This window comes from Paenibacillus macquariensis, assembly GCF_900156375.1.
GTDB lineage: Bacteria > Bacillota > Bacilli > Paenibacillales > Paenibacillaceae > Paenibacillus_AQ > Paenibacillus_AQ macquariensis.
Window position 1 is genome coordinate 227,655 of the sequence record NZ_FTNK01000003.1, and the last position, 14,142, is coordinate 241,796.

The window sequence follows — 14,142 nt, forward strand, 5'->3', positions numbered from 1 at the left end:
TAAACCTACCCAAATACTAGGGTATGTGCTATGATATGAAACGTCGACAATATAATCATATTATTTAGCAATATATATCACTTTTTTTGGGGGGCTACATAATGGAAACTTTATGGATTATCATTAACATCGTGGTTATGCTAGGACTGATTGGATTACTGGTTTGGATGCAAAAGAAAAATATTTCTTTCACGAAGCGTGTATTTACAGGATTAGGATTGGGGATCGTATTTGGAGTGATTCTACAATTCATCTTCAAACCTGATTCCGAAGTTATCGGTAAGTCCGTTGAATGGTTTAACTTGGTAGGTTATGGTTACGTAGGACTTCTTCAAATGATCGTAATTCCTCTAATCATGGTGTCGATTATTTCTGCCATCATGAATTTGAACGGTGTTAAGAATCTTGGGAAGATGAGTTTTTCAATTATTGCAGTTCTCCTTCTTACCACTGCAATTGCGGCATCTGTTAGTATTGTCACTACGCTAAGCTTTGATTTAAAGGCTATTGATATTCAGAGCGGTGACAGAGAACAGGCACAAGGCGTGAAATTAGAAGAGAGACTTGGCACGGTGGAAGATAAATCGATTCCGCAGCAAATGCTTGAGTTTATTCCAAAAAATCCATTTGAAGATATGACAGGTGCACGTAGTTCCTCCACACTTGCTGTCGTTATCTTCGCAGCCTTTATTGGTGTAGCTGTTCTTGGGATAGATCGTAAGAAACCCAAACAAGCTCAAGTCTTTCGTGATTTGATCGATGCAGTGTATGCCGTTGTGATGCGCATGGTTACATTGGTATTGAGGCTGACGCCGTACGGTATATTGGCGTTGATCACCAAGACAATTGCTACGACCCACGTAGATGAAATATTAAAGTTGATTAACTTCGTAATTGCTTCTTATGTAGCTTTGATTGTTATGTTTATTATTCATCTAATATTGATAACATTGTTCGGGTTCAACCCACTCGTATATTTGAAAAAGGTACTGCCTACGTTAACATTTGCATTCACATCACGCTCAAGCGCAGCTACCATTCCACTTAACGTAGAGACTCAGACGAGAAAACTTGGCGTATCGCAAGGGATTGCGAATCTGTCAGCTACGTTTGGAGCTACCATTGGTCAGAACGGTTGTGCCGGAATTTATCCGGCTATGCTCGCAGTAATGATTGCTCCAACAGTAGGTATTGACCCAACAAGCTGGAGTTTTATTCTGAAATTGATTCTAGTTGTTGTCATTAGTTCCTTTGGTGTAGCAGGCGTCGGCGGTGGAGCTACCTTTGCATCTTTGATCGTACTTTCTACGATGGGTCTACCTGTTGCATTAGCAGGTCTACTAATCTCTGTTGAACCTCTAATCGATATGGGACGTACAGCATTAAATGTAAATGATTCCATGACTTCAGGTCTTATTTCTAGCAAGATATTAAAAGAGAACGATCCAAAAGTATATAATAACGACAAAATAGATTTAGATGCAGCACAAGCTTAAGCACGTAGAATTTCAAAATATCCAATAAATGAAAAACCAAAGCAGAATGTTGCTTTGGTTTTTCTGTTGAGTCTAGGCAATAATCATCTTTTGTGTTACAGTTGAACATGTTTTGAACGTCATAGACGTTTAGAACCGCGGTTCGTAACCATCCCGCGTATCAAAACTAGGAGGATTAATCATGTTTAATTTTGGATGGGGCATTGTGTATGTGCTCGTGAATTTTTCGCTGTTTCTTCTATGCTATCGTCTCTTTGGTAAAAAGGGTCTCTACGCATGGATTGGGGTGGCGACGGTAATTGCTAATATTCAGGTTACCAAAACGATTGATATGTTTGGCATCGTTATGACTTTAGGCAACACGATGTATGTGAGTCTATATATGACTAGCGACCTGCTTAATGAGAGGTATGGTAAGGAAGAAGCTCGTAAAGCGGTATGGTTTGGCTTCTTTACCTTGTTGATGACAACAGTCATTATGCAGATGGCACTTTTCTTTACGCCCGCAGAGGGTGATTTTGCTCAAGAACCACTGGAGACGATCTTTGGACTTATGCCAAGGTTAGCTTTAGGTAGTCTTACTGCATACTTTGTAAGTCAGTTCCTCGATGTGAGGTTATACAGCTGGATTCGTAAATTCTATCCGAAACCGGAGCATTTCTGGATTCGTAATAACGGAAGTACGATGATTAGCTCTTTTGTAGATACCTTAATCTTTTGTTTAATTGCCTTTTCGATACCTGTTTATGGATGGGATGTCTGGTTGGAAATATTACTTACTACTTATTTAATTAAGTTTGTATTAACAGCTGTAGGGACACCATTTCTATATAAGGCTAGAACTTTTAAATTTACGGATGAAGATTAATGAAGTGAATCAGTTAGATGTAACAAAAAAAGGATGTCCTATATGCCAAGAATATGGCAGAGGGACATCCTTTTTTCTATTGCTTCAGTTATTATTCGTTTATCCCAGAATAGTCAGCTCTTTAGGGAAAGAGGTTAATACTTCAACACCATCGTGAGTTACGACAATATCATCCTCTATTCGAACGCCACCTAATCCAGGAACGTAGATTCCTGGCTCCACTGTAAATACCATACCGGCTTGAACAAGGTCTGTGTTATTACCATGTATCGATGGATACTCATGAACATCCATACCCAATCCGTGTCCTAGACGATGCATGAATTGAGGACCATAACCTGCACGTTCAATAACGCTACGAGCAGCTTGATCAACAGAAGCCAATGTTACGCCTGGTCTGATGGATTGGATACCTTGCAGATTAGCCTCAAGAACCGTATTGTAAAGGGTAGAGAGTTCCCTGTTTAGTTCTCCTACAGCAAAGGTACGTGTAATGTCAGAGGCGTAGCCATTTGCAAATACACCCATATCGAACATCAATAAATCACCGTTTTGAATTTTCCGTTGTCCGGCAACACCATGAGGGAGGGCAGTATTAGGCCCAGAGAGCACCATCGTTTCAAAAGAAGGACCGTCCGCACCGAGTTTCTTCATAAGATACTCCAGTTCTGCCACCAACTCTACTTCAGTCACGCCCACTTTAACTTGGATTAACCCCTGACGAAGTACCTCTTCAATTAAGTGAACAGCATTTTTCATTCGAACCACTTCTTCTGGTGTTTTCTGTACTCTTAAGCTTTGGAGAATAGGACCAATATCTTGATATGTGTGGGCCCCTAGTGATTCTTGAAGGAGCTCAAAGCGTGAGACTGTGAGTTGACCTTTCTCAATACCAAGAGAGCTGATCGTTCCCTTTAATTGCTCTTTTAACAAGTTGTAAGGGTGATCTGTATCGGAGTGGGTTATGATGTTCTGGACAGAGGATGCGGTATGGGCAGCTTCGGCATCAAGTGCAGGTACGATGAGTACAGGTTCCTCACCTCGTCTAAGCGCTAATCCTAAGAAACGTTCATGTGGGTCGCTTGCGAAACCGGTTAAATAGTACACATGCTTAGGGTCCGTGATAATAAGGGCATCCATGCCCATTTCCTGCATAGAGGTATCTAATCGGTTTAATCGTTCATTCATGGATATATTCAATCCTTTCCAGATGCTAAGTTGGTATTATCATGTTGAGTTGTGAACTAAGATATATTATAGACTTCTAGTTGCGAATGAGAAAGTGAAGTCACAGATCTACATATAAGGGGGGGAAGAAAGTATGCAAGATAAGATAGTTATGGTAACGGGTGCTAATTCTGGGATGGGTCTTGCGACAACGATAGAACTCGCACGAAGAGGTGCTTACGTTATTATGGTCTGTAGAAGTGCAGAACGTGGTGAAGTAGCTCGTATAACAGCTATGAAAGAGAGCGGAACACAGAATATTGAACTTATGATCGCAGATCTAGGAGATCTAGACAGTATACGCCGATTTGCCGTTGAATATAAGTCCAGATATCAAGTGCTAGATGTACTTATTAATAATGCAGGTGTCGTCTCTTTGAAGCGACAATTAACGTCGGATGGTTTTGAAATGAATATAGGGATTAACCATCTTGGGCATTTCCTACTTACGAATCTGCTATTAGATAGACTGATGGTAGCAGATCAAGGGAGAATAGTGAATGTATCCTCAGGTGCATATAAGGTTGGCAAAATACACGTTGACGATCCTTCATTAAAGAAGGGATATAATGTGGCTAAAGGGTATGCGCAATCGAAGCTTGCAAATATCCTATTCACCAAACAGCTGGCCGTTAAGTTGAAGGGATCCCGCGTAACCGTGAACTGCTTACATCCCGGAGCAGTACTAACGAACTTGGGTGTTGATCGTAAGACAGGATTCGGCAAACGTGTATATTTGCTACTTCGTCCATTCTTTCTATCTGCTGAGCAAGGATCTCAATCAGCCATATATCTGGCAACAGCACCTGAAATTTCTGAAGTGAGCGGGGAGTATTTCTATCGTCAACAAATTCAGAAACTTTCACCACGTGCAAATAATATGAACGATGCACAGTGGCTATGGCAATGGAGTGAAGAACAAGTTGGACTTTAGATGACTATAACGATTAGATTGTGGAGGAATAGTGATGAGATTACAACAGTATAATATTGAACCAGCCCAAATAGGTGATTTGCCAGCTATTATATCAATTTATAATTCAACCGTTGCAGGAAGAGTAGTTACAGCAGATCTAGAACCTGTAAGCGTAGATAGTAGACTAGCATGGTTCCATGAACACAACGATAATCATCGACCATTGTGGGTTATGAGATCTGGAGGAAGCGTTGTGGCTTGGATGAGTTTCCAATCTTTTTATGGCAGGGCAGCTTATGATGGTACCGCGGAGATTAGTATTTATGTATCAGAAGATTACCGTGGCGCCGGAGTGGGAAGTATTCTCGTGGAGAAAGGCATTGCAGAATGTCCAAGGCTTGGGATACGTAACTTGGTTGGTTTTGTATTTGGACATAATGATGGGAGTTTACATTTGCTATCAAAATATGGGTTTAAACAATGGGGTTACCTCCCAGGTGTTGCTATATTAGATAATGTAGAACGTGACTTAGTTATTGTGGGGCTAAAAGTGTAGTTCGATCTCATATATTTATCTTTACAGATCCACGCCTCACTGGCATACTAATGAAATAAATTCCAATTTAAATATCGAAAAGGGGAGTAAATAATGAAAAGAATGAAAGTTTTGTTGGCAGTATGTTTAGTATCTATGCTTGTGATATTATCTGGTTGTCAATCTGTTGGAGGGTTGGATATTAGCAAGTCTCTCACAGATAACCTTACGGTCAAATCCTCAGAATCCAAACAAACGCTGTCACTTGAAATTGTTCCTTCAGGGATAGAGATGAGTACAGAAGAAAAAGAAATGATTGATCTTATAAACTCATTTTCATTAAGTATTGATCACGCTATGATTCAAGATGCGTCAACAGGTTCCGTGGAGGGAGCGTTAAGTTTATTTGGTAAAAAACTACCGTTCCATCTATCGATAGATAAGAATAATCTTATACTGTGGGTAGAAGGAGCCAAACTACCGATCTCTGTATCTCTCGACTCATTGAACGCGGGTTCTGGTGTAGATATTGCTGATCTGCAAACATCAGAACAATCACTTGAATTAATGTCCAATGTAGGTAAGTTCTTATTTAAGAACGCATCTAATCCAGAATCTGTATCTGTGTCTTCCGTAACAGAGAGTGTATATGGTGAGGCTATGAGTCTTCAGAAGCTTCATATAGATGTTCGTGGAGATGAATTGGTGGGTCTTGCTAAATCCTTCCTAACGAGTGTGTCCAAGGATAAGGAAGGGGTCAAAGAATTAATAGGTACGTTATATGATGTATACTATCCTATATTCAAATCGGAATTAGGCATATCAAATAGTGAGGAATATTTAGATGAGGTGGAACTTCCTTTAGGCTTAGGTTCATTGAATAGCGTTATCGATGATAAAGAAGCTACGGTAATTTACTTGACTAATCAATTACAAAAGTCATTGAATGAGTTGCTTGTAGATTATGATAAGAATGTTAAAGAGATGTTCACTGAAACACCAGAATTGAATGAATTATTCGGCAAAGATACGGTGTTAGCGATGGATTTCATGTTCGATAAGAATTTACATGTACGTAAGCAAAATATTAATCTTACCGTTCAGATTCCAACAACACTAGAATTGCCAATTAAGCAGATCAAGGTTCATTCTACTAGTGAAATCTGGAACGTTAACAAAGCAGTTAGTGCTAATAAAATTGATATTTCTAAAGGTTCTCTTCCAGTAGATGTTCTCAATGCGAATCAAGTTACACCAGGAAAAATCTTGCGTAATTTCGATAATCAATCCGATGCATATCAGTTTATTAAAGAGGATATGAATATTAGTCAGAAATACTTCTACATGAATACCTTGGTAGATGAGGAATACGATTGGTACTACGATTACGCTCTTCCTATCGATGTGAACAAAACGAAGATGGTACCCATTCGGTATTTTGCTCAAGAGCTTGATGCAGATATTAAGTGGGACAGTGCATTGAAACAAATTACAATTATTGATGATATAACAGGTTCGACAATCGTTCTTAAGAATGGCTCTAATCAAGCAATTGTGGATGGGAAAAAGGTGAAACTTGCCCAGCCGCTGATGAACATTGAAGGAACTTATTATGTGCCACTTCATTTTATAGCTGGGGCTTTAGGTTCTACTGTAGATTGGGATAACGATAGTAAAGCTATCCTTATAGAGCGTCCTTAGTTCAGTGTAAGATGAGGTATATGTAATAGTCATTAGCATGGTTAGGAACAAAATGGTTGAGTAGGGTATTCTCCTACTCAACCATTTTTTCATTCATCATTTTTTTATCGCGCTAATTTTACTTGCCTATAGATAAGATTTTGCTTTTGAATTGTTTTTTAGAGAATGTTGCTTCCACGAACTAGGTAATACGAAGAATAACAAGTGCAGTAGGGTGAAGAAGAGAAGTGCAATACCTTGTTCGGACAATAAATAATAGGGATGTGGACCTAACCAATCAAGAATGGATGGCGTAAGTGGTTTATGCATCAAGAACATGTAGTTAGAACCTATGATGTAATTGATGAATCCGACGATAATGGCAAGAACATTTAAGAAAATTAAGGCGACTCCGATCGATTTCCAAGTTGGTCTGTAATCTTCAATCCATGTCATATATAACGCTGAAAGAATGATACCGAAATGAGCGATAAAGAATTGTAGAAATCGGAAATGTGGATATGTATAGTCTAAGCTTGGTGTGAGTACAGCTTGAAGCGCACCTGTTATTCCTGCGAAAAAAACAATCGAATACAATAAACGGCTTCTAGTTAGAAGCATAATAATGGCTAGTAACAAAGTTACACTACATAATTCAAGGGGCAATGATGTTTGGGCACGCCATATTCCTTGTGAGACATACCAAATATTGAGCGTGACTTCTGACAATATCAACATGGCAACAATCAGATAACGAATCGTTCTTTTCACTGAAGCCTTTCTTTTAATAGCGAACCTCAGTGTGAACATTAATAAGGATAGGATCATTAGAATGGAAATTTGAATGAGATGAGCTGTGGAGTAGGCGTGGAAAACATCCGGACTTTGATAGTCAAAAAAAGAAGATGGCATTGAAATTCTCCTTTCATGGATCGTATTGGACATAGGCAATTAAGGGTATTACTAATATATTACCAAAATTATGGATGATTCAGTGAGGGTTTCAATAAAACGCATCTTTTCTGTATGAAATCTTAGATAAGATATGCGATTGATCTGTTTATTAGATCATAACTATATGAAATGGTTATTTCAGCTATTGTCTACAAAGGACTATAATAGAAGAGATCAAAGAATGAGATTTTAGAAAGTTATTCCAAAAGTAACTATTATAGCTCAAGACGGAGGTATATCCGACAATGATAACGAATAAGCAACAGACTAGCGATCCGTGGCAAACTTATTACGGCCCCAATCTTGGTTATGTACATGAACAATATGATCGGTATCTGAACAATCCAACTTCTGTGGATGAAACATTCCAACATTTATTTGGTTTGTGGGGAGCACCAACTTCAATAACTGATGAAGATTCGGCTCCGAAAGCACCAAGTGATCGTATTTCATGGGACAGAAATTTGTTGAAAAAAGGTGTAGACGCTGGGAAGCTTGTATGGAATATTCGTGCCTATGGTCATTTACAGGCAGATATAGATCCACTAGGACTTCGTCCTGCATCTGACACAAGGCTGCTCCAACCAGAACGATATCATTTGTCGCAAGAAGATTTAAAAGCGTTTCCATCTTCCTTAATTTGGCATAACGCGCCTGAGGATGTCACTACAGGATGGGACGCTATTGTGCGACTTCATGAATTATATACAGGTACTATAGCTTATGAATTTAGTCATGTGCACGAGGAGGAAGAACGGAACTGGTTAAACAGTCAAGCCGAATCTCCTTCGCCGGGGCTAACTTTAGAGGAACGTAGAACACTACTAGAACGATTACATCAAGTAGAGCAATTTGAAGAGTTTCTCCATCGGACATTCGTTGGACAGAAACGTTTCTCTATTGAGGGAAATGATGTTCTTGTTCCAATGCTTGATGAAATGTTACGCCAAATGATAGGTAGTGGTGCGAAGCATATCTTGATGGGGATGGCGCATCGGGGAAGATTGAACGTATTGGCGCATGTACTTGGTAAGCCATATCAGAATATTTTCTCAGAGTTCCATAATTCACCTAACAAAAAGTTGATTCCTTCAGAGGGATCAACGGGTATCAACTATGGTTGGACTGGTGATGTTAAATACCACTTAGGAGCGAACCGTCTATTAAAAGATGGCAACGAGCTTGAAGCTAGAATTACCTTAGCGAACAATCCAAGTCACCTTGAGTTCGTTAATCCGGTTGTAGAAGGGTATGCGCGTGCAGCTCAGGAAGATCGGGGACAACCTGGATATCCTAAACAAGATGTGAACAAGGCAGCAACGGTTCTCATTCACGGTGATGCTGCTTTTCCAGGAGAAGGAATTGTTGCAGAAACATTGAACTTCACCAAATTACCAGGTTACCAGAACGGTGGAACCATTCATATTATTGTGAACAACAATCTAGGATTTACGACAGAGAGTAAAGACTCTCGTTCCACTCATTATGCTAGTGATTTAGCAAAAGGATATGAAATTCCGATCGTTCACGTGAATGCAGATGATCCTGAAGCTTGTATTGCGGCTATGCGTATGGCTAGTGAATATCGTAATCGCTTTAAGAAAGACTTCTTGATTGACCTTGTGGGGTATCGTCGCTATGGACATAATGAAACGGATGATCCAGATACGACGCAACCATTGATATATCAAAAAGTTAGAAATCACGAACGCGTAAGTAATATATATGCTGCTAAGTTATCCAATGAAGGACGGATTTCGGAAGAACAGTCTGAGCAACTCAAGCAAGGTGTCATTAATCGCATGAAGGATGCTTATGATCTAATGAAACGAAATGATGTACAGAATGCGGCTCAGCAGAGTATTGCTGTCCTGGTACCTGAAGTGCCACAACCTGTATCCACCAAAGTACCATTGGATAAACTTCAACAGATTAATAAAGATCTTCTGAAACGCCCTCAAGGCTTTACAGTCTATCCGAAGTTGCAGCGTATTCTTGAACGCCGTAACAGTTCCTTGAATGAAGGAGAAAAGGTAGATTGGGGACTTGCAGAGACATTGGCTTTCGCAACGATTCTTTCGGACGGCAAACCTATTCGTATCAGTGGGCAAGACGCGGAACGCGCGACTTTTGCACATCGTAATTTAGTGTTACATGATCCTGAGTCTGGTGGTACGTATTGTCCGTTGCATGAATTGCCGCAAGCGAAGGCATCCTTCGCTATCCATAACAGTCCACTATCTGAAGCATCTGTACTAGGATTTGAATATGGATACAACGTATTCTCACCAGAGACGATGGTCATCTGGGAAGCGCAATATGGCGATTTCTCTAACTGTGCTCAAGTGATTATGGATCAGTTCATTTCAGCGGGACGTTCCAAATGGACGCAGAATTCAAGTCTGATTATGCTATTACCTCATGGATATGAGGGACAGGGACCTGAACACTCCAGTGCGCGGCTTGAACGTTTTCTCCAATTATCAGGAGACGATAACATGACCGTTGCGAACCTAACTAGCGCTGCACAGTATTTCCATTTGTTACGTCGTCAGGCAGCACTTACCGAGACGGAAGAGGCAAGACCACTTATCATCATGTCTCCGAAGAGCTTGATCCGTAATCCAAGAGTAGGTTCTTCTAGTTCTGAGTTCAGTGAAGGATCGTTCAAACGGGTATTGGAACAGCTTGGTTTAGGAGGGAAACCTGAAAGTGTAGAACGTTTACTTCTATGCTCTGGTAAAATTGCCGTTGAAATAGAAGAGGCCTTAGACAATGAAGAGGTTAAACGTCCTGACTGGTTGCATATTGCACGTGTAGAACAACTTTATCCGTTCCCTGAGAGTGAATTGAAGGAAATACTGGGTCGTTTAACGAATCTTAAAGAGATCGTGTGGGTACAAGAAGAACCTCAAAATATGGGGGCGTGGCGTTATATTGAACCACGTATTCGTGCGATATCGCCTGCTGGAGTATCCGTTTCTTACAATGGTCGTCCTGAGCGCTCAAGTACGGCTAGTGGTTATCAGAAGGTTCATATTTTTGAACAACAACAGATTATTTCATTGGCACTTCGCTTGCAACAGGAAACGATTAAGACGAAATAAAACTAATATGTCCATGAGGAGGTAGAAGACTTGAATAATATAACTGTGCCCGCAATGGGAGAATCCATTACAGAAGGAACAATATACAAATGGCATGTGAAAGAAGGAGATTCCGTTAACCTTGGGGATATACTTCTTGAACTTGAGACAGATAAAGTCAACTTAGAGATTAGTGCCGAGCAAGATGGGGTGCTAGAGAAGATTCTTAGACAAGAAGGCGATACGGTCCAGATTGGTGAAGTCATTGGTCGAATCCAATCAGGTGGGGAAGCAGCGAGTGTTGGAGAATCTTCTACTAAAGAGCCTGCTCACATTGAAGATAAGAAACAGCCAGCTGCTCAGCAGAAGGCTACTGCGGTTGCTACGATGACACGATCTGAACAACCTTCAGCATCTGCTGATAGTGCATCTTTCTTAGCAGCGTCACCTTCTGCACGGAAATTAGCACGTGAGCGCGGAATTGATCTAGAACAAGTACAAGATCGCGATACGAAGGGTCGTATCTATCAAGAAAATGTACGTAATCACTCCGAATCTTCTAGTGACCAGCTGAGCTCTTCTTCAAATGGACAAGATAAGGCTAAGTTAAGCCCGCCAGCAGTGGTTGCAGCGAAGCCAGAGTTCGCTGAGAACTCCAAACCAACAGTACGCGAGCGGATGTCCCGACGTCGTGCAACGATTGCGAAGCGTCTAGTAGAAGCACAAAGAACGGCAGCTATGCTTACGACATTTAATGAAGTAGATATGACTGCAATCCTTGATATTCGTAAGAGACGTAAGCAAGCTTTCCAAGAGAAACATGATGTAGGTCTTGGGTTCATGTCGTTCTTTACTAAGGCTGTTGTAGGTGCGTTGAAAAAGTTCCCGCTTCTTAATGCCGAAATTGATGGAGAAGATATTGTTATTAAGAAATACTACGATATTGGAATTGCTGTTTCAGCCAAAGAGGGATTGGTAGTACCTGTTGTACGTGATGCTGAACGTCTCGGGTTTGCGGAAATAGAGCGAACAATCGGTGAGTTAGCAGGAAAAGCGCGTACGAACACACTGAACATCTCGGAACTTCAAGGTGGTACCTTTACCATTACTAACGGAGGGGTATTCGGATCCTTGTTATCTACACCGATTCTTAACACACCTCAGGTAGGTATTCTAGGTATGCATAAGATTCAACTACGTCCGATTGCAATTGATCAGGAGAGAATGGAAAATCGTCCGATGATGTATATCGCACTTTCCTATGATCATCGTATTGTGGATGGTAGTGAAGCTGTACGTTTCTTAGTTGCAGTGAAGGAAATGCTTGAGGATCCTGAATCATTACTACTTGAAGGATAACAGCAATTATATTGATGATAACAAGCAGGCCATACGTGGTCTGCTTGTTTTATTAAGAGAACTACTTATGTTACCATGAGAAAGAGAAAGTAGCCTATATGAATGAAGGATTAAAGGGAGTGGCATAAATGAGTAATACACCGGTAAATGAATTAGATGTTGAAGAAGTTCAGGAAATGATAGCTAAAGGTGAGAAGATTGATATTATTGATGTTCGTGAAGACGATGAGTGGGAATCAGGACACATCTCCCAAGCGAAGCATATTCCACTTGGGACGTTAACAGAACGTCATCAAGAGCTTGATCCTAATCAGGTAACGATCATGGTATGTCGTAGTGGTGGTCGTAGTGCCAGAGCTTGCGAGTACCTTACCGAACAAGGTTACAAAGTGATAAATATGTCGGGTGGTATGTTAGCATGGGAAGGTCCAGTCGTATTCGGTAAGTAAGTATGCTTAGATAGAACATTAGAAGGGGCTACCGAATCATTCGGTAGCCCCTTCTAATGTGAAATTTTTAGGTGACATATTTAAAAGTGCGATAAGTATCTATAGATGTTTTATGGGATTAGACTCATTATAATAGGGTTTAGAGGATGAATTGGAATCGTTCATTCTTTTAAGTTTACGGATAATTTCTTTCTGCCATTTAAGATCTTCTACTTTTTTAGCCAAATTTAGTAGGTCTAAATAGTCATCAATGTGCAAAGCGGCTTGTTGTGCCGTTACTGTCTTCATCTGTTCGACTCCTTTTCGTCAAAGTGGATTCGAACATTATTGTACCATATCTGCCCTCTAATTGATAATGTTTCTCAAATGAGATTGAGATAATGGCTATCCATCTACGTAGTTTGCGTATGTATTTTGTTGATGTTAGATATTTATTGAACGAATCTTTTGATGAATATTAACTCGATGAAGTTTCCTATCCCATATTGTTTCAGTCAAAGTATTTTGCTATTGATCTATATAAATAAAGAACCCGGCCTATACTTATCCAAGTAGGATGAATATAGATCGGGTTTCTTTATTTAGTAGGGGCATCTTTGAAAGGATTTAGGAATGTCTTTGGAATTTCTGTTTTGAAGGTCATGACTTCACCTGTTGTTGGGTGTTCAAAAGCTAATATTTGCGCGTGAAGGCCAAGTCTTCCTAAGCTTCTAGTCTTTGCACCATACTTCTTATCACTTGCGATAGGATGACCAAGATCCTCCATGTGAACTCGAATTTGGTTCTTACGTCCAGTTTCGAGATTAACTGCTAGCAGTGAGAAATAGCTATTGGTTTGTAGGGTTTTATAATGTGTTATCGCTAATTGGGCATTAGTGGGATGCGGGCTGGAATACATCTTTAATGTGCTACTTTCCTTGAGCCACGATTTAATCGTTCCCTCGGATCTCTTTACTTTACCTTCAACCAATGCGATATAAGTACGCTCTTTGACCATCTCTTGCCAAGACTCTTGAAGCTTCTGCTTTACTTCTTCTTTCTTCGCGAACATCATCACACCTGACGTATCGCGGTCAAGACGATGTACTACAAATATGCGACTGCTTTGATTTTTCTCCCGTACATGTGCTGTTAGTTGACGATAAGCTGTAAGTTCGTCTTCCTGCGAAGCAGCGACAGACAGTAGACCAGCTTCTTTATATACAACGATAATATCATCATCTTCATGCAGAATGCGGAGTCCTACAAGTGGGACTTCTTCTATAATCTTATCTTTAGAGACGGTTACTGTATTTCCGGGCTCAAGTGGGAAATTGTATGCAGTAACAGCTTTGCCATTCACATAAATTTGTCCGCGAGCTAACATGGATTTAACCGAGTTACGTCCGATATTTGATAGCGTGCTCAATAAGAATGCCAATAGTTCTGCATTTTCTTTCACCGTATATTGTTTGTTACTTGATGTATTATTACGATGTGTTGGGTTAGATTTATTTTTGCTTTTATTAAAAGATTGTTGTTGGCCTTGGCCAGAACGCTGTTTATTCTTCATATCATGAATTCTCCATCCTC

General features: G+C 40.2%; 12 protein-coding genes. 8 read left to right on the forward strand and 4 right to left on the reverse strand.

All coding sequences use genetic code 11. The annotated features are described in order from the left end of the window. Window positions 1-101: 101 nt before the first annotated feature. Both BW961_RS06850 and BW961_RS06855 read left to right on the forward strand, forming a co-directional pair. The gene (locus BW961_RS06850; protein ID WP_068582586.1) at window positions 102-1,496 is read left to right on the forward strand and encodes an L-cystine transporter; all 1,395 of its coding nucleotides are present in this window, start codon (window positions 102-104) and stop codon (window positions 1,494-1,496) included. A gap of 181 nt (window positions 1,497-1,677) precedes the next feature. Continuing rightward, window positions 1,678-2,364, forward strand: coding sequence for a queuosine precursor transporter (locus tag BW961_RS06855; protein WP_068582588.1), 687 nt, complete (start codon window positions 1,678-1,680; stop codon window positions 2,362-2,364). A gap of 99 nt (window positions 2,365-2,463) precedes the next feature. On the opposite strand, the gene BW961_RS06860 is transcribed toward BW961_RS06855, so the two are convergent. Continuing rightward, complete coding sequence (locus BW961_RS06860) at window positions 2,464-3,552, reverse strand: M24 family metallopeptidase (protein WP_068582592.1); 1,089 nt, start codon at window positions 3,550-3,552, stop codon at window positions 2,464-2,466. A gap of 133 nt (window positions 3,553-3,685) precedes the next feature. Between BW961_RS06860 and BW961_RS06865 the strand changes: the two genes are divergently transcribed. From BW961_RS06865 to BW961_RS06875, 3 genes are all read left to right on the forward strand, one after another. Continuing rightward, a complete protein-coding gene (locus tag BW961_RS06865) occupies window positions 3,686-4,525 on the forward strand; it encodes an SDR family oxidoreductase (RefSeq protein WP_068582595.1) in 840 nt (279 codons plus the stop codon). Window positions 4,526-4,559: 34 nt separating this feature from the next. Continuing rightward, complete coding sequence (locus tag BW961_RS06870) at window positions 4,560-5,063, forward strand: GNAT family N-acetyltransferase (RefSeq protein WP_068582598.1); 504 nt, start codon at window positions 4,560-4,562, stop codon at window positions 5,061-5,063. Between the two features lie 93 nt (window positions 5,064-5,156). Next, the gene (locus tag BW961_RS06875) at window positions 5,157-6,743 is read left to right on the forward strand and encodes a copper amine oxidase N-terminal domain-containing protein (protein ID WP_068582601.1); all 1,587 of its coding nucleotides are present in this window, start codon (window positions 5,157-5,159) and stop codon (window positions 6,741-6,743) included. A gap of 126 nt (window positions 6,744-6,869) precedes the next feature. Here the strand turns inward: BW961_RS06875 and BW961_RS06880 are convergent, their stop codons facing one another. Then, window positions 6,870-7,634: a YwaF family protein gene (locus BW961_RS06880; RefSeq protein WP_068582604.1), complete on the reverse strand. Its 765-nt coding sequence runs from the start codon at window positions 7,632-7,634 to the stop codon at window positions 6,870-6,872. A 287-nt stretch (window positions 7,635-7,921) separates the two neighbouring features. Here BW961_RS06880 and BW961_RS06885 point away from each other — a divergent pair, with 287 nt between their 5' ends. The 3 genes from BW961_RS06885 (at window position 7,922) to BW961_RS06895 (ending at window position 12,570) form a co-directional block, all read left to right on the forward strand. Continuing rightward, complete coding sequence (locus tag BW961_RS06885) at window positions 7,922-10,783, forward strand: 2-oxoglutarate dehydrogenase E1 component (RefSeq protein WP_068582607.1); 2,862 nt, start codon at window positions 7,922-7,924, stop codon at window positions 10,781-10,783. A gap of 30 nt (window positions 10,784-10,813) precedes the next feature. After that, window positions 10,814-12,121, forward strand: coding sequence for a 2-oxoglutarate dehydrogenase complex dihydrolipoyllysine-residue succinyltransferase (gene odhB / locus BW961_RS06890; RefSeq protein WP_068582610.1), 1,308 nt, complete (start codon window positions 10,814-10,816; stop codon window positions 12,119-12,121). A 128-nt stretch (window positions 12,122-12,249) separates the two neighbouring features. After that, window positions 12,250-12,570, forward strand: a complete 321-nt coding sequence (locus BW961_RS06895) for a rhodanese-like domain-containing protein (RefSeq protein ID WP_068582613.1) — start codon at window positions 12,250-12,252, stop codon at window positions 12,568-12,570. A 99-nt stretch (window positions 12,571-12,669) separates the two neighbouring features. On the opposite strand, the gene BW961_RS06900 is transcribed toward BW961_RS06895, so the two are convergent. Together BW961_RS06900 and BW961_RS06905 are read right to left on the reverse strand one after the other, a co-directional pair. After that, on the reverse strand, window positions 12,670-12,858 hold the full coding sequence (locus BW961_RS06900) for a hypothetical protein (protein WP_068582616.1): 189 nt from the start codon (window positions 12,856-12,858) through the stop codon (window positions 12,670-12,672). Window positions 12,859-13,147: 289 nt separating this feature from the next. Next, entirely contained in the window at window positions 13,148-14,122 is a 975-nt protein-coding gene (locus BW961_RS06905) for an RluA family pseudouridine synthase (RefSeq protein WP_068582618.1), read from the reverse strand. Window positions 14,123-14,142 lie beyond the last annotated feature (20 nt).

Bases quoted from the DNA above. Each gene is read 5' to 3' on its own strand.
- BW961_RS06850 (WP_068582586.1), top strand. From the start codon at position 102: ATGGAAACTTTATGGATTATCATTAACATCGTGGTTATGCTAGGACTG.
- BW961_RS06855 (WP_068582588.1), top strand. From the start codon at position 1,678: ATGTTTAATTTTGGATGGGGCATTGTGTATGTGCTCGTGAATTTTTCG.
- BW961_RS06860 (WP_068582592.1), bottom strand. From the start codon at position 3,552: ATGAATGAACGATTAAACCGATTAGATACCTCTATGCAGGAAATGGGC.
- BW961_RS06865 (WP_068582595.1), top strand. From the start codon at position 3,686: ATGCAAGATAAGATAGTTATGGTAACGGGTGCTAATTCTGGGATGGGT.
- BW961_RS06870 (WP_068582598.1), top strand. From the start codon at position 4,560: ATGAGATTACAACAGTATAATATTGAACCAGCCCAAATAGGTGATTTG.
- BW961_RS06875 (WP_068582601.1), top strand. From the start codon at position 5,157: ATGAAAAGAATGAAAGTTTTGTTGGCAGTATGTTTAGTATCTATGCTT.
- BW961_RS06880 (WP_068582604.1), bottom strand. From the start codon at position 7,634: ATGCCATCTTCTTTTTTTGACTATCAAAGTCCGGATGTTTTCCACGCC.
- BW961_RS06885 (WP_068582607.1), top strand. From the start codon at position 7,922: ATGATAACGAATAAGCAACAGACTAGCGATCCGTGGCAAACTTATTAC.
- BW961_RS06895 (WP_068582613.1), top strand. From the start codon at position 12,250: ATGAGTAATACACCGGTAAATGAATTAGATGTTGAAGAAGTTCAGGAA.
- BW961_RS06900 (WP_068582616.1), bottom strand. From the start codon at position 12,858: ATGAAGACAGTAACGGCACAACAAGCCGCTTTGCACATTGATGACTAT.
- BW961_RS06905 (WP_068582618.1), bottom strand. From the start codon at position 14,122: ATGAAGAATAAACAGCGTTCTGGCCAAGGCCAACAACAATCTTTTAAT.